Here is a 26,305-nt window from a genome sequence, read left to right as displayed (position 1 = left end):
ACCCAGGATACCGGCTCGTCATCGGTAGACTGTTGCGGATGACTGAGACACGTATGGACAATGCACCCGCGGCGGTGCTGTGGGACATGGATGGCACGCTGATTGATTCAGAACCACTGTGGCTTGATGTTGAGGTCACCATGCTGGGCCGCTACGGGATCGAACTCACCGACGAAGTGCGCGACAACCTCATCGGCGCTGGGCTGCGCAGCTCAGCCCAGGTCTTCAAAGACCTCGGTGTGCCGCTTGAAATCGACGCCATTATTGCTGAGTGGACCGACGGCGTGATCGCGGGGCTCAACACCACCACGCCCGATTGGCGCCCCGGCGCACTCGAATTGCTCGCTGATCTGCGCGCGCAGGGCATCCCCAGCGCGCTCGTCACGATGTCGGTGCGCAAAATCGCAGACGCGGTCATCGCCCTGCTGCCGGCCGGCAGCTTCGTGACCGTGGTCGCAGGCGACGAGGTTACCCACGAAAAGCCGCACCCCGAGGCGTATCTGCGTGGCGCGGCGGCCGTGGGCGTTTCGATCGCCGACTGCCTGGCCCTCGAAGACTCGATGCCCGGCGTCACCGCGGGGCACGCCTCGGGCGCCATAGCCATCGGTATTCCCAACCTGTTGCCGCTTGACACCTCGCCGGCCCACGAGGTGTGGGCCTCACTTGCGGATCACTCCGCCCACACTCTTGCAGCGCGTTTCACCGCACTGCGTACCATCCACCCCTACAACGCCGGTGACACCGCCGGGACTGGAGAAACCGCGTGAGCGACTCGACCCCCCACGCTGCAGACACGACGACCGAGAACACGCCAGCGCTGCGCGGGCCGCTCGGATTTGGCGATCGCGTACAGCTGACGGGCCCCAAAGGCCGCCTCAACACGATTACCCTGGTGCCAGGTGGCGAGTTCCACAGCCACAAGGGCATGATCAAGCACGAAGAAATCGTGGGCCTGCCCGATGCCTCGGTGGTCACGAACAGCTCGGACGAAGAGTACCTGGCGATGCGCCCGCTGCTGTCTGACTTCGTGATGTCGATGCCGCGCGGTGCGGCCATCGTCTACCCGAAGGATGCGGCGCAGATCTTGTCGCTCGCCGACATTTTCCCCGGCGCACGCGTTGTTGAAGCTGGCGTGGGCTCGGGTGCGCTGTCGCTGCACCTGCTGCGCGGTATCGGCGAATCAGGTGAGCTGTTCTCCTTCGAGCGTCGCGAAGAGTTCGCCGAGGTGGCGCGCGCAAACGCCGCCGCCTACATCGGTCACGCACCCGAGAACTGGACGGTCACCGTGGGTGACCTGCAGGAGGCGCTGCCGAACACGGTTGACGAGGGCAGCATTGACCGCGTCGTGCTCGACATGCTGGCCCCGTGGGAGTGCGTTGACGTAGCAGCTGACGTACTCGCCCCCGGTGGCGTACTGATTTGCTACGTCGCCACCGTGACCCAGCTCTCACGCACGGCAGAAGAGATTCGCCGCAGCGGGCAGTACACGCACCCGCAGTCTTCAGAGACCATGGTGCGTGGCTGGCACGTTGAGGGACTGGCCGTGCGCCCCGACCACCGCATGGTCGGTCACACGGGCTTCTTGATTACGGCCCGTCGCCTGGCTCCCAACACGCAGATGCCCGCGCTGAAGCGCCGCGCGTCGAAGACCGAGTTCTCGAACGAGGACATGGCTAACTGGCTGCCCGACATGGTTGAGGGCCCCACCAACGCCGAGGGTGAGCCGACGTGGACTCCCGAGGCTATTGGCCAGTGGTCGAAGAGCGACAAGATTCTGCGCAAGAAGGCCCGCGAGGCCGTCAAGATTGCGACCGAGCGCGGCGCACTGCCCGAAAACACTGACGACGCACAGCGCTAGTTTGCGTCATTTTCCCCAGGCTCGGTTCGATATGATGGCCGAGTTCCCAACCAGGTTTCTGCGAGAGGTACCCATGCTTCGTCGAGTCATTCCCGCCACAGCAGTTTCAGCACTGCTCATTGCCGGGATCACCGGTTGCAGCGCACAGCAGGCTGCGGCCGACTGCGCGCCGATTATGCAGCCGGGCGCGCTGAGTAACAGCATCGAGGTCGCCGGTGGATTTGGTGCGGCGCCCGCCGTGACCGTCCCCGAAGACATCACGATCAAGACCTCACAGCGCACCGTCGTCGACGAGGCGAGCGACCGCACGGCCGTTGCGGGCGAGAAGACCCTCGTGGGCGTCAACATGGCGTTCTTTGACGTGGCCACCGGCCAGCAGCTGTACCAGAGCCCCGCGTTTGGCAGCACCCAGTCACCTGAGTTCTTGATGGTCGACGAGGCGCAGGCCAACCCGTTGAGCGAGGCCGTGCGCTGCCTCGCCGCGGGCGACCGTGCGGTGCTGGCCTTGGGTCCCAACGAGAGTGTGCAGCTGGCTTCGCAGCTGGGCGGCGCGGGCACCGGCGGTGTCGTGGGCGTGCTTGACGTCACCAGCGTGAGCGAACTTTCTTCACACGGTGCCGTGAAGGGCCTGCCGAACGGGTTCCCAGCCGTCGTCACCAACGATGACGGCCGCCCGGGCGTCGTGCTGCCCCCGCGCAGCGCTCCGGCAGGCACCACGACTGCGGTGCGCATCGCAGGCGACGGCGCTGAAGTGAGCTCTACGAACAACGTCATCGTGCAGCTGCTCGAAGTGAGCTGGGACGGCACGCAGCGCACCAACACCTGGGACACCGGGCTGATGGGCCTCGGCAACGAAGAAGCGATCGCCCAGTCGGGCTACACCTACCGTGCAGCCCTCACTGGCCAGCAGGTGGGATCGCAGGTCGTGGTCGTTGAGAACGAAGAAGGCGGTACGCCCCGCGTGCTCGTCATCGACATTCTCGGCGTGAACTAAGTTTCATCAGTGGAGGCACGTTCGCGGGTGCCCAGCGAGCAGCGGCTATTCAGCCTGGTGCTCGCACTCGTGGTGAGCTCAAAGGGGGCAACGAAGCGTGACCTGTTGCGGTCGGTGTTTGGTTACGCCGACCGCTACGAGGTCGGCGGTGAGAACGCTGCCCTCGATCGTCAGTTTGAACGCGATAAAGAGCAGCTGCGGGCGCTGGGCATTCAGGTCGAGACGCGAGATTCACCGCTCGAACCGGGCAATAACCAGCTCACCCGCTACCGCATTTCAAAGGATCTGCTGCAGTTCCCGGCAGATCTGCGTTTTGATGAGCAAGAGCTCACGCTGCTGCGGCTCGCCGCAATCGCGTGGAGCGACGGCAGCATGAGTGAGGATTCTCGGCACGCGGTGCTCAAACTTGAGGCTCTCGGCTCAGGCCTCGATGTGCGCCATCTTGGTGTGGCCCCCAAACTGGGGCCGGTCGAGGCGGGCGCCACTCAGCTGCAGCGCGCCATCGATGCTGGCCGCATCGTGGGCTTCGAATATACGAACCCCGATCGCGACGCCCCCCTGCCGCGCCGCATTGCGCCGCTCGCGCTGCACCGTGCGCAGGGCCGCTGGCACCTCATCGGCTGGGATCTCGAGCGCGATGCCGGCCGAGTCTTTCTGCTCGCGCGCATCACGAGCGCGGTGCGCATCGAACGCACCCCGTTCGATGAGACGCTGCGCAATCGCGCGCCCGCGGTGATTGCTGAGCTCACGAAGCTTGCTGATCATCAGCGTGCGGTGCTGCGGGTGCGATCCGGATCAGTGGCCGAAGCCCGCTTCACCCCGTACGCCCACCGCGCAGCCGCAGCCGCGGGGGTTGACCGCGATGTCGAGGTGCCGTATCTCGACGCGCACGTGTTGGCGGCCCAGCTCGTGGAATACGGCCCCGATGTTGCCGTGGTCTCGCCTGCTGCATTGAGCGACCTCGTGGTCGCTGCGCTGCGAGACATCCACGCGCTGCACGCCCCGCAGCACCCAGATGATGCGGAGGATGTGCGATGACGAAACCCGTGCACAAAAAGTCGGCCGAGCGCGTGGTCATGCTGCTGTCAATGATCGGCTTTCTGCGTGAGCGCAACGGCGCCACTGTGGGGGAGATCGCCAAACGCTTCGAGGTGACCGCGGCCGAGGTGCGTTCGCTGATCTCGTTCTTGGGCACCGCGGGCGTGCCCGGTGACACCCTCAGCTACCAGCACGAGGATCTCTTCGACATCGACTGGGATGCCCTCGAAACGCTTGACGAGGTGTGGCTCACCCAGGTCATCGCGGTTGACGCCGCCCCCAGATTTTCGCCAGCAGAAACGGCGGCGTTGGTGGCTGGGCTGCACGCGCTCACCCCGATGCTGCCCGAGCCGGGCGCCGCACGCGCCCAGGCGCTCTCGGCGAAGCTCGCCCGCGCGCTCGGCGCTTCAGCACACGCGCTGTCGCTGCAGCAAGACGACGCCGATGCGCGGGTGCCGCTGCTGATCGAAGCGCTGCACGATGGGCGCGTGGTGACCTTTGGGTACCGTGACGCCCACGGCACCGCCACCGAGCGCACCGTAGAGCCGCTTGCGCTGAACCAAGACGGCGACGCCTGGTATCTGCGATCCTTCTGCCTCACGCGGCAGGCCGAGCGCAGCTTCAGGGTCGCGCAAATGTCTGAGCTGCGGCTCGGCGACCCGGTTGACGCGGGAATCGTTGAGTCAGGGGAGTCAGCCGCGCCATTGGCCGAAGCCGAGGGCGGCGAAAGCTACGCCAGCTACGAGCTGATCGCGCGGGTGCCGGCCGAGAGCCTGGGCGCCCTCGCGGGGTTTGCCCCGCGGGTGATCGAGGAGAGTGCCCCGGGCGTGCTGCGCGTTGCCATTCACGCCTGGCATCGCTCGCTCGCACTGCAGTTGATGCGCATTGCCCCGGGCCGCGTCGTCATCGAGTCACCCGAGGCCGCCCGCACTGCGGTGCACGAGTGGGCCAGCCGCGCCCTCGCCGCCTACGACGCCTAAGCGCGCCTGAGATCAGCGTTCGGCCCGCTGGGATAGACTGAAACAATGGCAAAACAGGCGAGCGCCGAGCGCACCTCAGAGGGTCGCATGAGTCTCGGTCAACACCTCGTAGAATTTCGCAAACGCCTGATGATTTCGGCGATCGCGATCGTTGTGGCGCTCGTGGCTGGTTGGCTGCTGTCGACCTGGGTGTGGAACATGCTGCGCAAGCCGGTCGAAGACCTCGTGGTGGCCGGGCGCGACGCCACGATCACCTACGGTGACATCACAAGTGGCTTCGACACCAAGATTCAGATCTCACTGTTTATCGCGGTGCTGATTGCCTCGCCGGTGTGGCTCTACCAGATCTGGGCGTTTCTCGCGCCCGGCCTGACGCGCCGCGAGAAGCTCTACGGCGTCGGCTTTCTGGCCGCGGCCGTGCCGCTTTTCTTGGGCGGTGCCTACGCTGGCTGGACGGTGATGCCAAACATCGTGCGGCTGATGGCGAGCTTCCAGCCCGAGAAAGACGCGTTCTTCCTCGATGCACGCAGCTACCTTGATTTCGCGATCAAGCTGCTGCTTGCCGTGGGTATCGGCTTTGTGATGCCCGTGCTGCTCGTGATGCTGAACTTCATCGGCGTGCTGCGCGGTACATCAATTCTGAAGAGCTGGCGCATCGCGATCCTCGCGATTATTTTGTTTGCCGGTATTGCCACGCCTGCTGCCGACCTGATGAGCATGTTCTTGCTCGCCGCACCCATTGTGGTGCTCTACTTCGCGGCAGCCGGGGTGGCCATTTTGCACGACCGCAGGGCTGATAAACGCCGGGCGAAAGAACTCGCCGAATACGGCATCGACGATGTACCAGCGAAGGATGAGGCGTGACCGAAACCGCGGCAGTAACCGAAGAACGCCCACCCGCGCAATCTGCGCTCGAACAGTTCTCCCGGCGCCTGCCCTACGGCCTCGACGCGTTTCAGCGTGAGGCCTGCGCGCGACTCGAAGAGGGGCGCAGCGTGCTCGTGGCCGCTCCCACCGGCTCAGGCAAAACGACGATCGCCGAGTTCGCCGTCTTTTTGGCCCGCCGCGAGCGCGACGCCCGCATCATTTACACGGCGCCCATCAAGGCCCTCTCGAACCAGAAGTTTCACGAACTGTGCGAACAGTACGGCGAAGACGAGGTGGGGCTGCTCACGGGTGACGTGAACCTGCGCGGTGATGCCCCCATTGTGGTGATGACCACCGAGGTGCTGCGCAACATGATCTACGCCGAGGGCGTCGATACGCCGCCAGCGGGGGAGTCCGCCGCCGGTGGGCGACAGGGCCGCCTGTCTGACCTCGACTTTGTGGTGCTCGACGAAGTGCACTTTCTCGGTGACAAGTTTCGCGGTGCCGTGTGGGAAGAGATCATTCTGCACCTGCCGCGTCACGTGCGTATCGTGGCGCTGTCGGCGACGGTGTCAAACGCCGAAGAATTTGGCGATTGGATGCACGCCGTGCGCGGCGGCACCGATGTGATTTTGTCAGAGCACCGGCCGGTGCCGCTCTACCAGCACGTGCTCACGAGCAAAGACCTGGCGCCCCTGTTTGTGGGACGCGACGGTGAGATGGCGGCCAAGGGGCGCATCAACCCCGAGCTGCGCATGCTCGAAGCAGGTGGCAGCCGCGGTAATCGCGGCGGGCGCGGGGCGCGGTCACGCGGCCGGGCCCCCGAGCGCAGGTCGCGTCGCATCTCGCGCTCCGACATCGCCCGGGCGCTCGATGAGACGCGGCTGCTGCCCGCCATCGTGTTTGTGTTCAGCCGCAACGGCTGCGACCAGGCCGTGCGGCAGTGCCTCTTTGAGGGCATCGCGCTGACGACCCGTGAAGAGCGCGAGCAGATTCGCGCCCGCGCACAAGAAGCCATCAAAGACATGAGCGACGAAGAGCGCCGGGTGCTGGGCGTGCGCGAGTGGCTGGCTGGCCTCGAGCGCGGCGTCGCGGCTCACCATGCCGGGCTGCTGCCCGTGTTCAAGAGCGTGGTGGAAGAGCTGTTTCAGCGCCGCCTCGTGAAGATCGTGTTTGCGACCGAGACGCTCGCCCTCGGCATTAATATGCCGGCGCGCGCGGTGGTGATCGAGCGCCTCGATAAGTTCAACGGCGTGGATCGCGTGCCGCTGAGCTCGGGGGAGTACACCCAGCTCACGGGTCGCGCCGGCCGCCGTGGCATCGACGTTGAGGGCCACGCCGTGGTCGTGTGGCATGACAACGTTGACCTTGAAGCGCTCGCCCACCTCGCCGGTGCGCGCTCGTTCCCCGTGAACTCCAGCTTCCGCCCCACCCCCAACATGGCCGTCAACCTGCTCGAGCGCATGAGCGCCGACCGCGTGCGCGAAACGCTCGAGCTGTCATTCGCGCAGTTCCAAACCGACCGCGCAGTGGTGGGCGAAGCCCGCGAGCTGCGCGCCATGCAAGATTCGCTGAGCGGCTACGACGACGCCGTGAAGCGAGCCCGCGGCGTCGACCAGAAGCGGTGGGAAGACCGGGCGCGCAAGCTGCGCCGCAAGCTTGAACGTGGTCGTCGCCAGATCGCGGCCCGCACGGGCACCATTTCGCGCACGTTTGATCGCGTGGTCGCGCTGCTCACCGAGCTCGACTACCTGGGCGGCACGCTGCAGGATCCGGTCGTCACCGACTGGGGTCAGCTGCTGCGGCGCATCTACGGCGACCGCGATCTGCTCGTCGCCGAATCACTGCGCGAGGGTGCATTTGAAGAACTAGACGCCCCGGGGCTCGCCGCAATGTGCTGCGTGCTCAGCTACGAACCCCGCCGTGATGACGAGGGCGAAGGGCGACTGCCCGGCGGCACCGAGTTCGCGCAATCATTCGACCAGGTGCTCGACATTTGGGAGCGACTCGACGATCTCGCCGACCGGCACAAGCTGCCCCGCGCCGATATGCCCCACGCGGGTCTCGCCGCCACGATGCACGGCTGGGCCAACGGCCAGCCCATCGAACACCTGCTCGAGGCAGCAGGCATCGGCGCCGGCGACTTTGTGCGCTGGGCGAAGCAGACGATCGACCTGCTTGACCAGGTCGCGCAGGCGTGTGAGAACGCCACGGGCCCCGATTACGCGCGCCTCACGGCCCTCGGTACCACCGCGCGGGCCGCGAAGCGGTCGATCAGGCGCGGCATCGTCGAAACGTCGAGCGGCGCGTGACCCGCAAGCTCTTCGCCGTGAGCCCGCTGCCCTGGTGGCTTGCGGCGCCCGCGGCCATCGCGGGCGGGCTGCTGCTTGACGTTGCCACCCCGGGCCTGGCCTGGTGGTGGGCCGCGTTTCCCGCCGCCGCACTGATCCTTGCGGCGCTGTGGGGCCAGCGGGTGTGGGCGGGCGTCGGCCTCGGGGCCGCAGCCGGCGCAGCGTTCTGGCTTGTGCATATTTCGTGGCTGACGCTTTACCTCGGCCCCGTGCCCTGGCTCGCCCTGAGCGCCCTGATGATCGCCTGGTACGCCCTCTTCGGCGCCGCAGTCGCGTTCGCAACCCGCAGGCTCACCGGCATTGCACTGCCGGCTTTCACCGCCGCTGGCCTATGGGTCGCGCGCGAACAGCTGCAGGGCCGCGTGCCCTACGGTGGATTTGCCTGGGGACGCCTCGCACACACGCAGGCCGAAGGGCCGCTTGTGCAATCGGTGTCGTGGCTGGGATTTGCTGGCCTGACCGGCCTCGTCGCGCTCGTGAGCGCCGTGGTGGTCGCGGCGCTGTTCTCGCTGCGTGCGCGCGGGGGAGCCGCGCCCGACCGCCGCCGCGCGGTGCGCTGGTGCGCAGCAGCGGTGGCCCTGACGATCCTCGCTGGCCTCGTCCCCAGCGCGCCCGTGGCGCGCGAGGGCACGCTGCGGGTGGCCGCGGTGCAGGGCAACTCGCAGGCCGCAATTTTCGATGATCGCGAATCCGGATCAGTGCTGCGCGACCACGTGCTCGGCACTGAAGCGCTGCTTGATGAACTTGAAGCCAGCGGTGAGCAGGTCGATGTCATCGTGTGGCCCGAAAACAGCGCCGAGTTCGCGCTCGCCGATAATCCACTGGGCAGCCAGCGGGTCGCCAAGCTCGCGGCGCGCGCCGACGCCCCCATCGTGCTGGGCTCCATTTTGCGCAACCCCGACGAGACGTACACCAACAGTTCACTCGTGTGGCAGGCAGACGGCCCAAGCGAGACCCGCTACGACAAGCGATTCCCAGTGCCGTTTGCCGAGTACATGCCTAACCGGGCATTCTTTCGCGCGCTCGTACCCGACCTCGTCGACCTCGTGCAGCTCGATTACGCAGCCGGCACGACGCCCGCAGCATTCGACGTAGATACCGCGGCAGGTGTGGTGCGCGCGGGCCTCGCCATCTGCTTCGACATCATCTTTGACCAGCAGGCGGTCGCCATGATGGCAGACGACGCCGAGGTGATCTTTGCGCAGACCAATAACGCCGACTTCGGGCGCACCGATGAGAGCGCCCAGCAGCTCGCCATCGCGCGACTGCGCGCGGTCGAAACGGGCCGTGCGCTCGTCAACATCTCAACGGTGGGCACGAGCGCCATTGTGCTGCCAGATGGCAGCGACGCTGACGCCCTCACCCCGTTCACGGCAGACGCTATGGTCGCGACCGTGCCGCTCACGCAGGGCCAGACCCCGGCAACCACACTGGGTGCCTGGATCGCCGGGCTGTGGTGCGCGGCCGCCGCAGCTGGCATGATCACGGCAGTTATGAACGGGCGCCAGAAGCGGGGCGGCACGCGGTAACCGCGGCACCCCGCTGTCACACCCTGCTGCCGACCCGCGGCACCTTGCTGCCGACCCGCTGCCGGCCCGGTATTACTTCTTCGAGCCGCGGCGGGCGCGCAGCAGCTTCAGCCGTTCCTCGAGCAACTCCTCGAGCTCTTCAATGCTGCGCCGCTCGGCGAGCATGTCCCACGGGGTGCGCGCCGACGCGACCTTCTCCTCGAGTTCGGTGCGCGCGGTGCGGCCCGCCTCATCGTCAAGAAAGCCCAGCTCGCCAGTTTTCTGGTCGAACCACTCGGCCGGGGGCTCAGCGTCAGCGTCAAACAAGACCGCGAACCGAGCTCCCTTTTCGGTCAGGTATTCCACGCCGTGTCTGGGGGAGAGCTCTACGCCCGTCTCTCCCTGCAAACTTGTCGCGCCAATACGTGACCCGCGAAGCGTACGATCAGCCATTTCGAGACCTCCTCGCCTCAGACGCGCGGTGCGTCCTAGCCATTTGTTGCAGCGTACTAGTAACGAGGGGCGAGCGGTAGACCCCCGCCCTCGCGGCCCATGGCATGCACAGTCCAGTAGGGTTAACCTGACGTAAACCGAAAGAATTGAGGAGTTCTGGTGACGCAGATTCTTGAAGCCGGCAGTCTTGCCGGTCAGCGTGCCCTCGTGACGGGATCATCCCGCGGCGTGGGTGCCGACACCGTGCGCTATTTCGCTGAGGCTGGCGCAAACGTGGTCGTGAACTTCCGCAACAAGGCACCCCGTGCTGAGAAGCTCGCGGCGCAGCTGCGTGAACTCGGTGTGGAGGCCCTGGTGCAGGGCGCAGATCTCACCGATCCGGCATCGCTTGCTGGCATGATGGACGCGGTGAAGGAGGCCTTTGGTGGCCTCGACATCCTCGTGCTGAACGCCTCGGGTGGCATGGAAAGCGGCATGGCCGAAGATTACGCGCTGAAGCTCAACCGCGACGCGCAGCTGGCCGTGCTTGACGCCGCCCTGCCGTTGATGGGTGAGGGATCACGCGTGGTATTCGTGACGAGCCACCAGGCCCACTTCATCCACACCACCCCCACGATGCCCGAGTACGAGCCCGTGGCGCGCTCAAAGCGCGCCGGTGAGGATGCACTGCGCGAGCGCATTGCCGACCTCAAAGCACGCGGCATCGATCTCATCGTGGTGTCGGGCGACATGATCGAGGGCACGGTCACCGCGACCCTGCTCAACCGCATGAATCCGGGCGCCCTCGAAGACCGCCGCGCGCAGGCGGGCAAGCTGTACAACGTGGCCGAATTTGCGGCCGAGGTTGCCCTCGCCGCGGTCGAGCCCGTACCGAGCGATAACACGCGCCTCGTGGGCGACGTTTCGAGCTTTGGCGTGGAAGCATAACGCCACCGATTTCACGCAACACCGCAGCGGGCACGCACTCTTCACGGGGTGCGTGCCCGTTTCCGTTTTGCGCCCCTGATGTTTCGCGAGTGTTACAGTTTTTGAGCGGCTGCGGCGATATAGCCATATCGCCGCAGATTGTGCAGTTATTTAGGTATTTTGCCCTCGTAATTCGCTGGAGCTTGGTAAAAGTGGTGAAAACACCGAATTTTCTAGTGATAGTGTGGCAAGCCCGCTGACGCACATCACCGCGACACCGACGTCCTGAGCGTCGCGCCAGCCCACCTGGGCCACCGTTGTCCCGCCAGCAGAAAGGGGACGACTATGGTCTCGCACACAGCTCAGAAGTCGATTTTGAGCCAACCCATTACACCTGTAGGGCTCTACGACCCCGCTGAAGAACGTGATGCCTGCGGGCTCGCGGCAGTGGTCTCGCTCACGGGTGATGCCCGGCACGAAACCGTCACGCTCGCGTTGACGGCGCTCGAGCACCTCGAACACCGCGGCGCGGTCGGCTCAGACGCCGGCACCGGCGACGGCGCGGGCATTCTCACCGACATCCCCGACGCACTGATTCGCGCAGAGCTGGCGGCCACGCTGCCCGGCGTCGAGCTGCCAGCAGTGGGCCGCTACATCGCGGGCCTCGCGTTCCTGCCCGTGGGCGCAGCAGAGCGCCGCTCGGTGCAGTACCGCATCGCCTCGATCGCTGCAGACGAGGGCCTCGACGTGATCGCGTGGCGCCCCGTGCCCACCGAGCTCGCCACTCTGGGGGAGGCCGCGGTCGCCGCGGCCCCGCACATTGAGCAGCTCATTCTGGCACCCTCGGGGGCAAAGCGGGCACCTGATCCGGAGTCGCTTGAGCGGCAGGCATTTCGCACCCGCAAGCGTATTGGCCACGAGACCGGCTGCTACCTGCCGTCGCTGAGCTCGCGCACCATCGTCTACAAGGGCATGGTGACGACGCTGCAGCTGCCCGCGTTCTACCCCGAACTGCACGACGACCGCTTCGCCAGCCGCTTCGCGATCGTGCACTCGCGCTACTCCACCAACACCTTCCCGTCGTGGCACCTGGCCCAGCCGCTGCGCCTCGTCGCCCACAACGGCGAAATCAACACGGTGCGCGGCAACCGCAACTGGATGCGCGCCCGCGAAGCGCAGCTCGCCTCTGACGCGCTCGGCGATGTGCGGCAGCTGCTGCCCATCTGCAGCGAGGGCGGCAGTGACTCGGCCAGCTTCGACGAGGTGCTCGAACTGCTCGTGCGCGCGGGTCGTTCGCTGCCCCACGCACTCGCCATGATGGTGCCCGAGGCCTGGGAGAACGAGGCCAGCCTCGCGCCTGAACTCGTCGACTTCCTCGAGTACCACTCGCTCGTGATGGAGCCGTGGGATGGCCCAGCGGCAATGATTGCGACTGACGGTAACGAGCTCGTCGCGCTCACCGACCGCAACGGCCTGCGCCCGGGCCGCACCCTCGAAACCAACGACGGCCTGCTTGTGATCGCGAGCGAGACCGGCGTGCTCGACATCGCTCCCGAGCGGGTGGCACGCCGCGGCCGGTTGCGCCCCGGCCGCATGCTCGCCGTCAACCTCGACTCGGGTGAGGTGCGCACCGACGCCGAAGTGAAGGCCTCGCTCGCCGAGATCGCTCCCTGGGGTCAGTGGCTCGACGAGGGCCGCATCAGACTCTCTGACGAGCCCGAGCGCGAGCCGCTCGTGCACCCGCAGGCCTCGATTCTGCGCCGCCAGCGCACCTTCGGCTACACCGAAGAGGAGGTGCGGCTGCTCATTGAGCCGATGGCGCGCACCGGCGCCGAGCCCCTCGCCGCCATGGGCACCGACACCCCCATCGCGGTGCTCGCCGACCGGCCCCGGCTCGTCTTCGACTACTTTGTGCAGCAGTTTGCGCAGGTGACGAACCCGCCGCTCGACGCCCTGCGTGAGGAGCTCGTCACGAGCCTGCGCGCTGGCATGGGCCCGCAGGAGAACCTGCTGAGCCAGTCGGCGGCGCACGCACGCCAGGTCGTCCTCGACTTTCCCGTGATCGACGGCGACCTGCTCGCGCGCATTCAGCACTTCGGTGAGGACACCCGCATCGAGCGCACCGTCACCATTCGTGGCCTCTACCCGGTCGACTTTGGGGCCCGCGGCCTCGCCGACCGCATCGATGAGATGTGCCGCGAAGCGAGCGCTGCGGCCGAGGCCGGCGCCGAGTTCGTGATCATCTCTGACCGCGATTCGAACAAGGATCTCTCGCCGGTGCCGTCGCTGCTGGCGGTGTCGGCCGTGCACCACCACCTGATTCGCACGGGGCAGCGCATGAGCGTGGCCCTGATCGCCGAAGCGGGCGACGTGCGCGAGGTGCACCACGTCGCCTCGCTCATCGGCTACGGTGCCGCCGCGGTGAACCCCTACCTCGCCATGGAAACGGTGGGTCTGTCGGTGCGCGAGGGCGTGCTCACGGGCATCACCGAGGCCGAAGCCGTCGCCCGCCTGATCAAGGCGCTGGGCAAGGGCATGCTCAAGATCATGAGCAAGATGGGCATCTCAACGGTCGCCTCATACTGCGGTGCACAGGCCTTCGAAGCCATCGGCCTGTCACACAACGTGGTCGACCGGTACTTCTCGGGCACCACGTCAAAGCTCGGCGGCGTCGACCTTGATGTGCTCGCGGCCGAGGTCGCGTCACGTCACCGCGCGGCCTACCCCGATGACACGGCACCGCTCGCTCACGAGCGCCTCGAAACCGGCGGCGAGTACCGTTTTCGCCGCGGCGAAGCGCCCCACCTCTTCGACCCCGAAACGATCTACAAGCTGCAGCACGCCACCAGCACGGGTCGCCGCGATCTGTTCGCCGAGTACACGGCACGCGTGAACGATCAGGCCGAGCGCCTGATGACGCTGCGCGGGCTGATGAAGTTTGCGCCGCAGCGCCCCGCGGTGTCGATCGATGAGGTCGAACCCGCCAGCGATATCGTGAAGCGGTTTGCAACGGGCGCGATGAGCTACGGCTCCATCTCACCCGAGGCGCACGAGACGCTCGCCATCGCGATGAACATGATCGGCGGCAAGTCGAACACGGGCGAGGGCGGCGAGACCGATGAGCGGCTCGCCGACCCCACACGCCGCAGCAAGATCAAGCAGGTCGCCTCGGGTCGCTTCGGTGTGACGAGCGCCTATCTGGTGAGCGCTGAAGAGATTCAGATCAAGCTGGCACAGGGCGCGAAGCCGGGTGAGGGTGGCCAGCTGCCCCCGGCCAAGATGTACCCGTGGATCGCACGCACCCGCCACGCGACGCCGGGCGTTGGCCTCATTTCGCCGCCCCCGCACCACGACATCTACTCGATCGAAGACCTGAAGCAGCTGATCTATGACTTGAAGCGGGCTAACCCCGCCGCGCGCATCTCGACGAAGCTCGTGTCGCAGTCGGGCATTGGCCCGGTTGCCGCGGGCGTCGCCAAAGCGCTCTCTGACGTGATCTTGATCTCGGGCCACGACGGCGGCACGGGCGCGAGCCCCATGAACTCGCTGAAGCACGCGGGGTCGCCGTGGGAGCTCGGTCTCGCCGAGGCACAGCAGACGCTGATGCTCAACGGGCTGCGCGACCGCGTCGTGTTGCAGGCCGATGGCCAGCTCAAGACGGGCCGCGATATCGTGATCGCCGCGCTGCTGGGCGCCGAGGAGTTTGGTTTCGCGACCGCGCCGCTGGTGGTGTCGGGCTGCATCATGATGCGCGCCTGCCACCTCGACACCTGCCCCGTGGGCGTCGCCACCCAAAACCCCGAGCTGCGCTCGCGGTTCACCGGTCAGGCCGTGCACATCGTCAACTTCTTCATGTTCCTGGCCGAAGAGGTGCGCGAGATTCTCGCGAGCCTGGGCTACCGCAGCCTCGACGAGGCCGTGGGCGACACCGACGCGCTCGATATCGATGCCGCGGTGCGGCACTGGAAGGCCGACGGGCTCGATCTCACCCCCATTTTGCGTGGGCCCAGCTTCGCCGAGGGCGCTCCCCGGCGCCACGGCGTCGCGCAAGAGCACGGCGTCGAGGACCACTTCGACATTGCGCTGCTTGAAGCGTGCGGCGCCGGCATTGAGCGGGCCGAACCGGCCGTGTTCGACCTGCCCATCCACAACATTGACCGCGCGGTCGGCACCCTGCTGGGCGCCGAGGTTACCCGCGTGCGCGGTGCGGCGGGGCTGCCCCAGGGCACGATCGACATCACGCTGACGGGCTCTGCTGGCCAGTCGCTTGGCGCGTTTTTGCCCGCGGGCATCACGCTGCGCCTCGTGGGCGACGCCAATGACTACGTCGGCAAGGGGCTCTCGGGCGGTGAAATCGCGCTGCGGCCGCACCCCGCTGAGGCCACGATTGGCTTCGGTGACCAGGGCCGCGTGATCGCGGGCAACGTTATTGGCTACGGCGCCACGAGCGGTTCACTGTGGATTGCGGGCGCCGTGGGCGAACGCTTCTTGGTGCGCGGCTCGGGCGCCACCGCGGTCGTCGAGGGCGTGGGCGACCACGCGCTCGAATACTTCACGGGCGGCTTCGCGCTGATTCTCGGCCCCACGGGCCGCAACCTGGGCGCCGGCATGTCGGGCGGCGAAGCGGTCGTGCTCGACCTCAACCCCGCCCACGTCAACGCGTCTGAGCTGGGCTCGGGCGCACTCGGCCTGTGGCCCCTGGGCGAGATGACGGGCGCGGCACGCGAGGCACTGGAGATCCGGATCGAAGATCTGCTCACCCAGCACCTCGAACAGACCGGGTCAGATGTCGCAAGGCAGCTGATCGATGAGCTCGCGACTGACCGCGAGCGCACGCTGGCACGTTTCACCCATGTGCTGCCGCGCGACTACGCACGCGTGCTTGAGGTGCGCGTGCGCGCTCAGGCCGCGGGCACCGACCCCGATGGCACGCAGGTATGGACCGAAATTTTGGAGGCAACCCGTGGCTGACCCACAGGGATTCATGACGCTGCGTGAGCGTGAGCTTGCGCCCAAACGCCCCGTCGCGCTGCGGCTGCAAGACTGGCGCGAGGTCGTCGACCCGGCAAACCCGCTCGTCGTCGCCAAGCAGGCTTCGCGGTGTATGGACTGCGGTGTTGCGTTCTGCCATCAGGGTTGCCCGCTGGGCAACCTGATTCCCGAGTGGAACGACCTGACGCATCGGGGGCGCGGCAAAGACGCGATCGAGCGGCTGCACGAGACGAACAACTTCCCCGAGTTCACCGGCCGGGCTTGCCCCGCGCCGTGTGAATCAGCGTGCGTGCTCGGCATCAACCAGCCCGCGGTCACGATTAAGCAGATCGAGAACAGCATCATCGATGAGGCGTTCGCGCACGGTTGGGTCACCCCGCACCCGCCCGAGCGGCTCACGGGCAAGCGCGTGGCCGTGGTGGGCTCGGGCCCGGCGGGCCTCGCCGCCGCCCAACAGCTCACCCGCGCCGGTCACACCGTCGTCGTCTACGAGCGTGACGAACAGCCCGGGGGCCTGCTGCGCTTCGGCATCCCCGATTTCAAGCTCGAAAAGGGCCTTGTAGAGCGCCGGATCGAGCAGCTGCGTGCCGAGGGCACGCGCTTTCGCTGCGGTGTCACCATTGGCGAAGACATGCAGTGGGGCGAGCTGAAGCGCCGCTTTGACGCCGTGGTGGTCGCCACCGGGGCCGGGATTGCGCGCGAGCTCACCCTGCCGGGGCGCGAGCTGACGGGCATTCATGAGGCGATGTCATACCTCACGGCCGCGAACCGTGTTGTACAGGGCAGCGCGCTGCCAGCAGAATTCGACGCACGCGGCAAGCGCGTCATTGTGATTGGCGGCGGCGACACCGGATCAGACTGCGTCGGCACCGCCCTGCGCCAGGGCGCCGTGAGCGTCACCAGTCTGGCCATTGGCCGTCAGCCCGGGGTTACGCGGCCCGTCGGCCAGCCCTGGCCGACACACCCGCAGCTGTTTGAAGTGTCGAGCTCACACGAAGAGGGGGGCGAACGCAGCTACCTGGCCTCAACCGTCGAGTTTGTGGGGGAGGCGGGCGCCGTCACCGGGCTGAAGGTCGCCGAAACCGGGTTCACCGAGCGCGGGCGCGAGCCCATCGCCGGCACCGAACAGCTGATCGAGGCCGACCTCGTGCTCATCGCCATGGGGTTCACCGGGGCAGAGCCGGTGGTTGACCCCGAGGTGCGCCTCGAGCGCACGAGCCGCGGCGCGTTTGCGCGCAGCGACGATTTCGCGACTGGTGACCAGGGCGTATTCGTGGCCGGCGATGCGGGCCGTGGCCAGTCGCTGATCGTGTGGGCGATCGCTGAGGGGCGCTCAGCCGCGGCCTCGGTCGACCGCTTTTTGCACGGCGAATCACGGCTGCCCTCGCCGGTGAAGGCGTCAGATCGCGGCTTCGCGTAAGCCAGCAGCGTGAGTGGTGCGGGCAGGGCTGAACCTACGGGTGAGTGCCTGAGCCCGCGCCAAACCGCCGATCAACAATCATTACCCTGTGTAATAAATACATCACCGTACGATATTTCATGCGGTGAGACGTCGACCGGGCACCTGTGCGCGGCGGTATCCTACAGAGGTGACTGACGACCTCATTGACCTGCTCGCCGCCGACCTGTCGGCCGCCGGCTTTTTGCCCGACGCCATCGAAACGCTGCTGGGTGAGCCCGCGAACCGCGCACGCGAAAGCGGCGTGGTGTTCGCCGCCCGCCGCGCACTGGCGCAGCGCCCGAGCTCGCCGCTCGCGACGCTGACGAGCCTGCTGCTGCTCGGCGACGAGGTGCCCGCCACACAGGTAGACGCCGCGCTGCCGCAGCTGCGGGCCGCAGGGCTGGTAACGCTGGGCATCGCGACGAGCACGGGCGACGCGCTGCGCGCCGCCCTCTCACTCAACCCGGTGTTGGTGGCCGACTCGGCAGACGACCAGCACTGGTGGATCATCTCTGACCTTGACGACCACCTGCGCGGCGGCCCGGCCCGCACCGATCACGTCATGGGGGTGGGCGGAGCAACCCGCTCGCTCATCGCCCAGCTGTCACCCGCACAGGTACCCACGGCCCTCGACCTCGGCACGGGCTGCGGCATTGTCGCGCTGCACCTTGCCCTGCGCAGTGAGCGCGTGGTCGCCACCGATATTTCAGAGCGCGCCCTGATGCTGGGCCGGGCAAACGCCCGCCTCAACGGGTACGCCGATCGCATCGAGTTTCGCCTCGGTGATCTCTTCGCGCCGGTCGAAGGCGAGCAGTTCGCGCTCATCGCCTCCAATCCGCCGTTCGTGATCACCCCGCGCAACGCCGATGAGCCCGTCTACGAATACCGCGATGGTGGTCGCGCAGGCGATGCCCTGGCTGCTGACGTCGTGGGCCAGGGGCCGCGCTATCTCGCCCCGGGTGGCACCCTCGTGTGCCTCGCAAACTGGGAGAGCCCGTGGGGCGGAAACGGCCTCGAACGGGTTCGCGGCTGGATCGCGGCGGCCGAAGTGCCCGGTCTTGCCGCATGGGTGATCGAGCGCGACCGCCTCGACCCGCTCGGATACGCGCAGATGTGGGCGCGAGACGGCGGGGAACGCCCGGGGAGCGACAGCTATAACCGCCGATTGGCGGCATGGCTGAACGACTTCGACGACCGGCGCGTGGTGAGCGTGGGGCTCGGCTCAATTCGAGTGCAGCGCATCGCAGGGGAGACCGCGCAGGCCACGCGCGATCCGCTCGTGCATCTTGAGCAGGCCACCGGGGCGTTTGCGTCTGAGCAGGCTGGCGCGACGCTCGCTGCCGCATTCGATGCGGGTGTGCGGGCCGCGCTGATGACCGACGCCGAAGTACTCGACACCCAATGGCTGCGTGACGACGCCGTCGTTGAACACCGCGAGCACGAGCCGGGCGTTGAAGCGCCGCGCGCGATCACCCTCGAAACCTCACAGCCGATTTCGCGCCGTGTGGCCGCGGATCCGCTGCTCGCGGCGGCCCTGGGGGCCTGCGATGGCGAGCTCACGATGGGGCAGATTGCCGACGCGCTGGCGACCCTGCTGGAGATCGACGCCGCCGCTTCGCGACAGGCGCTGATCGCGAGCGCCCGCGAACTGTCGTGGTTGGGGATGCTCACCCCAGCGAATTGACGGCCTGCGCGGCGTCGAAGCCCCGCTCAGGCCGGTAGAGTGGAAATGTGATGCGAACGATTGATTTGCGGGGCCGCGAGCTCACGCGCGGAGACCTGCTGAAACTCGTTCCCCGAGCGGCGCTCAGCGCCGACGATGCTGTGGCGCGCGTGCGCCCGCTCGTCGCTGATGTTGCTGCGCGGGGCGAGGCTGCCCTCCGTGAACAGGCTGAATCGTTCGACGGGGTCACGGGCCATGCGCTGCGGGTACCCGTAGACGCGATTCGTGACTCGCTTGCCGACTGCCCGCCCGAGGTGGAGCAGGCGCTCACCGAGCTCATTGCTCGATTGCGCCGCGGCGCCGCTGCGCAGGTACCCGCCGAGCAGGTGACCCGTATGAGTGACGGCGCGACGATTACGCAGCGCTGGCAGCCGGTCACCCGCGTGGGGTTGTACGCCCCGGGTGGCAAGGCCGCCTACCCCTCATCGGTGATCATGAACGCCGTGTCGGCGCAGGTCGCGGGCGTGCCCGGGCTGGCACTCGCCTCGCCCGCGCAGCGCGATAACGCGGGCCTGCCGCACCCCGCCGTATTGTGGGCCGCTGCGCTGTGCGGCATCGAAGAGGTGTACGCCATCGGCGGCGCCGGCGCGATCGCCGCCTTCGCACACGGTGTGCCCGAGATCGGGCTCGATCCGGTTGACGTGGTGACCGGCCCGGGCAACGTGTTTGTTGCCGCGGCCAAGCGCGTGGTGAGTGGCCTGTGCGGCATCGATTCTGAGGCCGGCACGACCGAGATCATGATCATTGCTGATGCGTCGGCCGACGCCAGGTTCGTCGCCGCCGACCTCATTAGCCAGGCCGAGCACGACGAGGCCGCGGCCTCGGTGCTCGTCACCACCTCGGTAGAGCTCGCTGAGCGCGTGTCAGCTGAGGTCACCGGCAGAGTGTCGCGCACGCGCCACGCAGAGCGCGCCCAGACTGCGCTTGCCGGCCCGCAGTCGGCCGTGATTTTGGTGGACAGCCTGGCCGTCGCAGCGACGCTGAGCAACGCCTACGGCCCCGAACACCTCGAGATTCAGACCGCGATCGACGACGAGGTGCTCGCGCAGATCACCGACGCGGGTGCGATCTTTGTGGGCAGCTACACGCCCGTGAGCCTCGGTGATTATCTCGCCGGATCAAACCACGTGCTCCCCACTGGGGGCACGGCTCGCTTTGCCTCGGGCCTGGGAGCGCACACGTTCCTGCGCCCGCAGCAGATTGTGCGTTACGACCGCGACACCCTGAAGACGCTCGAGGCGCCGCTGTTGGCGCTCGCTGGCGCGGAGGGGCTACCGGCGCATGGCGAAGCCGTGAGCGCCCGCTTCGAGAGTGAGGCGTAGGTCATGCACTGTCCGTTCTGCAGACACCCCGACAGTCGTGTGATTGACTCACGCACCGCAGACGATGGCTTGTCCATCAGGCGCAGGCGCCAGTGTCCCGAGTGCGGTCGGCGTTTCTCGACGACCGAAACTGCGACGCTCACCGTGATTAAGCGCTCGGGTGTGGTCGAGCCGTTCAGCCGTGAGAAGGTGATGAGCGGTGTGCGTAAGGCCTGCCAGGGCCGCCCCGTCACCGACGCCGACCTCGCGTTGCTCGCCCAGCGGGTCGAAGAGTCGGTGCGCTCTAGCGGCATTGCTCAGTTCGACGCGAACGAGATCGGCCTCGCCGTGCTGCCTCACCTGCGTGAGCTCGACGAGGTCGCATACTTGCGCTTCGCGAGCGTCTACCAAGCCTTTAAGTCGCTCGCAGATTTTGATGCGGCGATTGCCGAGCTGCGCGCTCACCCGAGCCCGGCGCCCACCTCGACCCCTCAGGAGTCCTAGCGTCATGCGAATTTATCCGGCCCTGTTTCAGTATGTGCTGCGGCGTATGAACCCTGAGTACGCGCATCACCTGGCGTTCGCTGTGATTCAGGTCGCGCCGGTGGCGCGGCCGCTGCTGGCTAAGTATTGCGCACCGCACGCTTCACTTGCGGTGCGCGCTTTGGGCCTCGAATTTCCGAGTCCCTTTGGGGTAGCCGCCGGCTTTGATAAGAACGCCTCCGGTATTTTGGGCCTAGGAGCCCTTGGATTCGGCCACGTCGAGGTAGGCACGCTCACCCGGCACGCCCAACCCGGTAACCCGAAGCCGCGCATGTTTCGGCTCGTGGGGGATCGTGGCATTATCAACCGCATGGGGTTCAACAACGGGGGATCGGCGGCGGCCGTACCCAAGGTGGAGCGCGCACGCATGGCCCGGCACCGCCCCGTCATCGGAGTGAACATCGGCAAGAGCCGCGTCACCAACGTCGAAGACGCCACCGCAGATTATGTGTGGAGCGCCGAGCGGCTCGCCCCGATCGCCGACTACCTCGCTGTCAATGTCTCGTCACCCAACACGCCCGGGCTGCGAGGTCTGCAAGAAGTCGAGTTGCTCGAACCACTGTTGGCCGAAGTGAAACGTGCTGCCGCGACAACGCCGCTGCTCGTGAAGATTGCGCCCGACATGGACGACACGCAAATCGACGGCATTGTGCAGCTGGCCGTGCGCCTCGGGCTCGACGGCATCATCGCCACGAACACGACGATTTCTCGTGAGGGTCTTTCTGAGAGCGACGACCGGGTGGCCGAAATGGGTGCCGGCGGGTTGTCGGGGGAGCCGCTGCGCACGCGCTCGCTCGAGGTGCTACGCCGCATTCGAGAGGTCGCGCCCGATCCTGATTTTTGTGTCATCTCTGTGGGCGGCGTGGCAGACGCCCACGACGTCTACGAGCGGGTCGCCGCGGGCGCCACGCTCGTGCAGGGCTATACGGCCTTCATCTACGAGGGGCCGTTGTGGGCGGCTAACATCAACCGTGGACTGAAACGCCTCGGCTTTCGCGGCAACGCAGTCACCGCATAACTCAAGCGGTAGCTGACCGGGCATGATCCGGAGCCGCGTGGCGTGTACATTCGCGCAGATACAGAAACTGCCGCTGGCCCCAATCGGGCCAGCGGCAGTTTTTGGTAGCGAGATCGCCCTACTGGGGGAACTGGCGGCGGCGCACCTGCGGCTTGGGCATGCGCAGCGGGCGGAACTGGAACGCACGCATCGCGGCGTACCAGCGGAAACCGGGCTGCACCTGATCTTCGCCAAACTTGGCCACGAGCTTGCGGCGCAGCGTGAACCCGAGGGTCACCGCGTCGATGATCGCGAGCGCCACGAACGCCCAAATCACGAACAAGCTAATAACCTGCATGATGCCGGGGATGAACGTCATCAACAGCACCACGAGCATCATTGGAATGAGCAGCTCGCCCAGGCTCCAGCGCGCATCGACATAGTCACGCACGAAGCGGCGCTGCGGGCCGCGGTCACGCGGGCCCAGGTAGCGCTCTTCGCCGTGCATCATGCCCACGCGTGCGCGCTCACGCGCCTCGTTCTGCTGACGACGCATCTCTTTCTGCATCGTCTTGTCTTTCGAACCAACGATCGGGCGGGCATTGGCGGCCTGCGCCTGCTTGCGCGACGGGGTCGGGCGGCCCTTACCTGCTGCTGGGCCCTCGGCCTCAACCGGGTTGCTCGCGTCTTCAGCGCCCTTCTTCACCAAGGCCTGTCCTCTCAATTGGGTGCGTAATCGCACGAAATAGCTTTATCGACTGACGCCGACACTTGACCCAGACTACCGTGCCTGACCGGGCTGAAATCCCACGTCGGGGGTAGAGTGAGTGGAGATACTTGCATTGAGGGTGAGGAGTGCCCATGAGCACGGAAACTTTAGACGCTGACAGCTCGAAGTCAGCGGTTGAAAACGCCCACGGCGTAACGCTGAGCGAAGGGGCCCGCGAGAAAGTTCGCAGCCTGCTCGCTCAGGAGGGTCGAGATGACCTGCGCCTGCGCATCGCCGTACAGCCCGGCGGTTGCTCGGGCCTGATTTACCAGCTGTTTTTCGATGAGCGTGAGCTCGAAGACGACGCCGTGGTGAACTTTGATGGCGTTGAGGTCGTTGTGGACGGAATGAGCGTGCCCTACCTGAGCGGCGCTTCGATTGATTTCGAAGATTCAATCCAGAAGCAGGGCTTCACAATCGACAATCCCAACGCAGCGGGCAGCTGCGCATGCGGCGATAGCTTCAGCTAGCACGCAAATTACCCCGAAAATCTCAGCGCGACACTCGCGCGTGGTTCGGGGAACGCTCAGCTTCCCGCTAAGCTAACAGGGAGTAATCAGCTTCGCCTGCCCGGTAATGGGCGGCGAGAAATGTTTCGAAAGGTATGCGGTGCGTTCCAATCGTCGAATGAAATGGGTCGCGGCTCCGGTCGCGCTCTCGGCAGCCCTGCTGCTCGCGGGCTGCACCCCTGAGCAGAAGCGCGGCTTTTTGCCCGCCGGCTCTGAGGGTGCAACCAACCACACAGACGGGATCACCGGTCTTTGGGTGACCTCCTGGATTGTGCTGCTAATTATTGGTGCAATCACCTGGGGCTTGATCATCTGGGCGACTATCGCCTACCGTCGCCGGAAGGGCCAGACCGGCCTGCCCGTGCAGATGCGGTACAACATGCCGATCGAGACCTTCTTCACGGTTGTCCCCGTGTTCTTGGTCCTCGGCTTCTTTGCGTTCACCGCACAGGAGCAGGCATCGATCGAAGCGCGCTACGACAACCCTGAAAATGTGGTTGAGGTAGTGGGCAAGCGCTGGGCGTGGGACTTCAACTACGTAAATGATGACGTCTACTTCCAGGGTGTTCAGGTGCAAACCGACAACGAGGGAGAGGCCACGGCAGATACCATGCCTGTTCTCTACCTGCCGGTGGGTAAGACCACCGAGTTGCGCCTTGAGACCCGTGACGTAATCCACTCGTTCTGGGTTGTGGAGTTCTTGTACAAGAAGGACATGATCCCGGGCCAGACCAACTACATGAGCATTACGCCAGAGAAGACTGGCACGTTCATGGGTAAGTGTGCTGAGCTGTGTGGCGAATACCACTCAATGATGCTCTTTGAAGTTCACGTGGTTGAGCAGGACGAGTACGACGCGTATGTGAAGTCGCTGCGTGACGCAGGCAACACTGGGCAGGTGAGCGTGGAGTACAACCCGAACCAGGAGCACTTCTACGGTGACGAAGCCAAGGCCCAGAACGAGAACCAGTACTAAGGGGTAAGGCAGAATAATGAAGAAGGGCAATGTCGTTGTTTCGTGGATAACGTCCACGGATCATAAGGTGATTGGGTACATGTACCTGATCAGCTCCTTTACGTGGTTCCTTATCGGTGGCCTGTTGGCACTGGTGATTCGTGCGCAGCTGTTCGCGCCCGGCCTTGAGGTCGTCGCAACGAAGGAACAGTACAACCAGCTGTTCACGATGCACGGCACCATCATGCTGTTGATGTTTGCAACCCCGCTGTTCTCGGGCTTCGCAAACGTCCTGATGCCGCTCCAGATCGGTGCACCTGACGTCGCGTTCCCGCGACTGAACGCATTCGCATTCTGGCTCTACACGTTCGGTTCGCTGATCGCTGTGGGCGGCTTCCTCACCCCGCAGGGTGCGGCTTCGTTTGGCTGGTTCGCATATGCGCCGCTGTCAGACGTGACGTACTCGCCCGGTGTGGGCGGTAACCTCTGGGTCGTCGGCCTGGCCATCAGTGGCTTCGGCACCATCTTGGGTGGCGTGAACTTCATCACCACCATCATCACCATGCGCGCACCTGGCCTGACCATGTTCCGCATGTCGATCTTCACCTGGAACACGTTGATCACCTCGATCCTCGTGCTGCTGGTGTTCCCCGTGCTCGCTGCTGCGCTCTTCGGCCTCGCCGCTGACCGCGTCTTCGGCGCCGATATCTACACGGGTGAGGGCGGAGCAATCCTCTGGCAGCACCTGTTCTGGTTCTTCGGTCACCCCGAGGTGTACATCATCGCGCTGCCGTTCTTCGGCATTGTCTCTGAGATCTTCCCGGTGTTCAGCCGCAAGCCGATCTTCGGTTACAAGACGCTCGTGTACGCAACGATCTCGATCGCTGCACTCTCGATGACCGTGTGGGCTCACCACATGTACGTCACCGGCTCAGTACTCTTGCCGTTCTTCTCGCTGATGACGATGCTCATCGCCGTACCGACTGGTGTGAAGATCTTCAACTGGCTCGGCACAATGTGGCGTGGCTCGATCACGTTCGAGACTCCGATGCTCTGGTCGCTTGGCTTCCTCGTGACCTTCGTCTTCGGTGGCCTCACCGGTGTCATCCTGGCTTCGCCCGCGCTTGACTTCCACCTCTCCGATACCTACTTCGTTGTGGCTCACTTCCACTACGTCGTGTTCGGTACGGTTGTCTTCGCCATGTTCGCCGGCTTCTACTTCTGGTGGCCGAAGTGGACAGGCAAGATGCTCAACGAGCGTCTTGGAAAGGTTCACTTCTGGGTGCTGTTCATCGGCTTCCACATGACCTTCCTCGTACAGCACTGGCTCGGCGTCATGGCCATGCCTCGCCGTTACTACACGTACCTGCCGTCTGACGGCGTGACGTGGGGTAACCAGCTGTCAACGGTTGGCGCGATGATCCTCGGTGCATCGATGATTCCGTTCCTCTTGAACGTATACATCACCGCACGTCGTGCACCCAAGGTCACGGTTGATGACCCCTGGGGTTACGGTCGCTCGCTCGAGTGGGCAACCTCTTGCCCGCCGCCTCGCCACAACTTCACCTCGATCCCGCGTATTCGTTCAGAGTCACCGGCGTTCGATTTGAACCACCCCGAGGTGAGTGGCGTGAAGCAGCCCGAGCCCGCACCAGAACTCGCACCCAAGAAGTAAGAGCGGAAGGAAAAATACAATGAAGGCTAACGCAGTTATCTTCACAATCCTCACCGCGTACTTCGTGGTGGTTGCAGCGACTTACGTCATCTGGAACTTCATCACTCACGGCTACGTCGAGTGGGCCGGTACTACTGCCCTCGTGCTCGGTGGCGGCCTGACGGGCTTCATTGCCTTCTACTTGATGCTCGTCATCAAGAAGCAGGGTGGCGGCGACACCCCTCAGGATCAGCTTGAGGCTGACATCAATGACGCGGATCCTGAGCTCGGCGAGTTCAGCCCGTGGAGCTGGTGGCCCGTATTCCTCGCATTCGGTTGCTCAATCGTGATGCTTGGTTTGGCTGTTGGGTTCCAGTTCTGGCTCTCCTTCCTCACCATTCCCCTCGTGGCAATCGGTGTGGTCGGCTGGGTGTACGAGTACTACCGCGGCGTTTTCGCCCGCTAA

Annotated in this window: 21 protein-coding genes; 19 read left to right on the top strand and 2 right to left on the bottom strand. The window is 65.7% G+C overall.

The annotated features are described in order from the left end of the window. Nucleotides 1-38 precede the first annotated feature (38 nt). The 8 genes from JOF28_RS03010 to lnt all read left to right on the top strand — a co-directional run bounded on the left by JOF28_RS03010 (nucleotide 39) and on the right by lnt (nucleotide 9,617). Nucleotides 39-767: an HAD family hydrolase gene (locus JOF28_RS03010; RefSeq protein ID WP_209704403.1), complete on the top strand. Its 729-nt coding sequence runs from the start codon at nucleotides 39-41 to the stop codon at nucleotides 765-767. After that, entirely contained in the window at nucleotides 764-1,858 is a 1,095-nt protein-coding gene (locus tag JOF28_RS03005; RefSeq protein ID WP_209704402.1) for a tRNA (adenine-N1)-methyltransferase, read from the top strand. The genes JOF28_RS03010 and JOF28_RS03005 overlap by 4 nt, the downstream gene beginning before the upstream one ends. 73 nt (nucleotides 1,859-1,931) lie before the next feature. Further along, nucleotides 1,932-2,852, top strand: coding sequence for a peptidylprolyl isomerase (locus tag JOF28_RS03000; RefSeq protein WP_209704401.1), 921 nt, complete (start codon nucleotides 1,932-1,934; stop codon nucleotides 2,850-2,852). A gap of 9 nt (nucleotides 2,853-2,861) precedes the next feature. Further along, complete coding sequence (locus tag JOF28_RS02995; RefSeq protein WP_209704400.1) at nucleotides 2,862-3,890, top strand: helix-turn-helix transcriptional regulator; 1,029 nt, start codon at nucleotides 2,862-2,864, stop codon at nucleotides 3,888-3,890. Continuing rightward, a complete protein-coding gene (locus JOF28_RS02990) occupies nucleotides 3,887-4,870 on the top strand; it encodes a helix-turn-helix transcriptional regulator (RefSeq protein WP_209704399.1) in 984 nt (327 codons plus the stop codon). The genes JOF28_RS02995 and JOF28_RS02990 overlap by 4 nt, the downstream gene beginning before the upstream one ends. A gap of 45 nt (nucleotides 4,871-4,915) precedes the next feature. Continuing rightward, nucleotides 4,916-5,734, top strand: a complete 819-nt coding sequence (gene tatC, locus JOF28_RS02985; protein WP_209704398.1) for a twin-arginine translocase subunit TatC — start codon at nucleotides 4,916-4,918, stop codon at nucleotides 5,732-5,734. Continuing rightward, on the top strand, nucleotides 5,731-8,049 hold the full coding sequence (locus JOF28_RS02980) for a DEAD/DEAH box helicase (protein ID WP_209704397.1): 2,319 nt from the start codon (nucleotides 5,731-5,733) through the stop codon (nucleotides 8,047-8,049). Before tatC ends, JOF28_RS02980 begins: the two co-directional genes overlap by 4 nt. Beyond that, complete coding sequence (gene lnt / locus JOF28_RS02975; RefSeq protein ID WP_342452062.1) at nucleotides 8,046-9,617, top strand: apolipoprotein N-acyltransferase; 1,572 nt, start codon at nucleotides 8,046-8,048, stop codon at nucleotides 9,615-9,617. Before JOF28_RS02980 ends, lnt begins: the two co-directional genes overlap by 4 nt. Before the next feature lie 72 nt (nucleotides 9,618-9,689). Here lnt and JOF28_RS02970 read toward each other — a convergent pair whose 3' ends face one another. Next, nucleotides 9,690-10,049: an RNA polymerase-binding protein RbpA gene (locus tag JOF28_RS02970; protein WP_209704396.1), complete on the bottom strand. Its 360-nt coding sequence runs from the start codon at nucleotides 10,047-10,049 to the stop codon at nucleotides 9,690-9,692. Nucleotides 10,050-10,208: 159 nt separating this feature from the next. Between JOF28_RS02970 and JOF28_RS02965 the strand changes: the two genes are divergently transcribed. The 7 genes from JOF28_RS02965 (at nucleotide 10,209) to JOF28_RS02935 (ending at nucleotide 21,973) form a co-directional block, all read left to right on the top strand. Then, on the top strand, nucleotides 10,209-10,976 hold the full coding sequence (locus JOF28_RS02965; protein ID WP_209704395.1) for an SDR family oxidoreductase: 768 nt from the start codon (nucleotides 10,209-10,211) through the stop codon (nucleotides 10,974-10,976). A gap of 324 nt (nucleotides 10,977-11,300) precedes the next feature. Beyond that, nucleotides 11,301-15,926, top strand: a complete 4,626-nt coding sequence (gltB, locus tag JOF28_RS02960) for a glutamate synthase large subunit (RefSeq protein ID WP_209704394.1) — start codon at nucleotides 11,301-11,303, stop codon at nucleotides 15,924-15,926. Then, complete coding sequence (locus JOF28_RS02955; protein ID WP_209704393.1) at nucleotides 15,919-17,367, top strand: glutamate synthase subunit beta; 1,449 nt, start codon at nucleotides 15,919-15,921, stop codon at nucleotides 17,365-17,367. The genes gltB and JOF28_RS02955 overlap by 8 nt, the downstream gene beginning before the upstream one ends. Nucleotides 17,368-17,536: 169 nt before the next feature. Next, the gene (locus JOF28_RS02950; protein WP_209704392.1) at nucleotides 17,537-19,072 is read left to right on the top strand and encodes a DUF7059 domain-containing protein; all 1,536 of its coding nucleotides are present in this window, start codon (nucleotides 17,537-17,539) and stop codon (nucleotides 19,070-19,072) included. Nucleotides 19,073-19,122: 50 nt separating this feature from the next. Next, nucleotides 19,123-20,433, top strand: a complete 1,311-nt coding sequence (gene hisD / locus JOF28_RS02945) for a histidinol dehydrogenase (RefSeq protein WP_209704391.1) — start codon at nucleotides 19,123-19,125, stop codon at nucleotides 20,431-20,433. Between the two features lie 3 nt (nucleotides 20,434-20,436). Next, on the top strand, nucleotides 20,437-20,916 hold the full coding sequence (nrdR, locus tag JOF28_RS02940; protein WP_209704390.1) for a transcriptional regulator NrdR: 480 nt from the start codon (nucleotides 20,437-20,439) through the stop codon (nucleotides 20,914-20,916). Between the two features lie 4 nt (nucleotides 20,917-20,920). Next, on the top strand, nucleotides 20,921-21,973 hold the full coding sequence (locus JOF28_RS02935) for a quinone-dependent dihydroorotate dehydrogenase (RefSeq protein ID WP_209704389.1): 1,053 nt from the start codon (nucleotides 20,921-20,923) through the stop codon (nucleotides 21,971-21,973). A 118-nt stretch (nucleotides 21,974-22,091) separates the two neighbouring features. On the opposite strand, the gene JOF28_RS02930 is transcribed toward JOF28_RS02935, so the two are convergent. After that, on the bottom strand, nucleotides 22,092-22,658 hold the full coding sequence (locus tag JOF28_RS02930; protein ID WP_342452061.1) for a DUF3043 domain-containing protein: 567 nt from the start codon (nucleotides 22,656-22,658) through the stop codon (nucleotides 22,092-22,094). A gap of 155 nt (nucleotides 22,659-22,813) precedes the next feature. Between JOF28_RS02930 and erpA the strand changes: the two genes are divergently transcribed. The 4 genes from erpA to JOF28_RS02910 all read left to right on the top strand — a co-directional run bounded on the left by erpA (nucleotide 22,814) and on the right by JOF28_RS02910 (nucleotide 26,305). Next, complete coding sequence (gene erpA / locus JOF28_RS02925; protein WP_209704387.1) at nucleotides 22,814-23,191, top strand: iron-sulfur cluster insertion protein ErpA; 378 nt, start codon at nucleotides 22,814-22,816, stop codon at nucleotides 23,189-23,191. Nucleotides 23,192-23,348: 157 nt separating this feature from the next. Next, nucleotides 23,349-24,206, top strand: coding sequence for an aa3-type cytochrome oxidase subunit II (ctaC, locus tag JOF28_RS02920; protein ID WP_209704386.1), 858 nt, complete (start codon nucleotides 23,349-23,351; stop codon nucleotides 24,204-24,206). A 16-nt stretch (nucleotides 24,207-24,222) separates the two neighbouring features. Then, entirely contained in the window at nucleotides 24,223-25,860 is a 1,638-nt protein-coding gene (gene ctaD / locus JOF28_RS02915; RefSeq protein ID WP_209704385.1) for an aa3-type cytochrome oxidase subunit I, read from the top strand. A gap of 19 nt (nucleotides 25,861-25,879) precedes the next feature. Continuing rightward, nucleotides 25,880-26,305: a cytochrome c oxidase subunit 4 gene (locus JOF28_RS02910; RefSeq protein WP_209704384.1), complete on the top strand. Its 426-nt coding sequence runs from the start codon at nucleotides 25,880-25,882 to the stop codon at nucleotides 26,303-26,305.

This window comes from Leucobacter exalbidus (assembly GCF_017834145.1).
Taxonomy (GTDB): domain Bacteria; phylum Actinomycetota; class Actinomycetes; order Actinomycetales; family Microbacteriaceae; genus Leucobacter; species Leucobacter exalbidus.
Note: the sequence above shows the minus strand (reverse complement) of the source record. Positions and strands in the feature narration are given on the sequence as shown.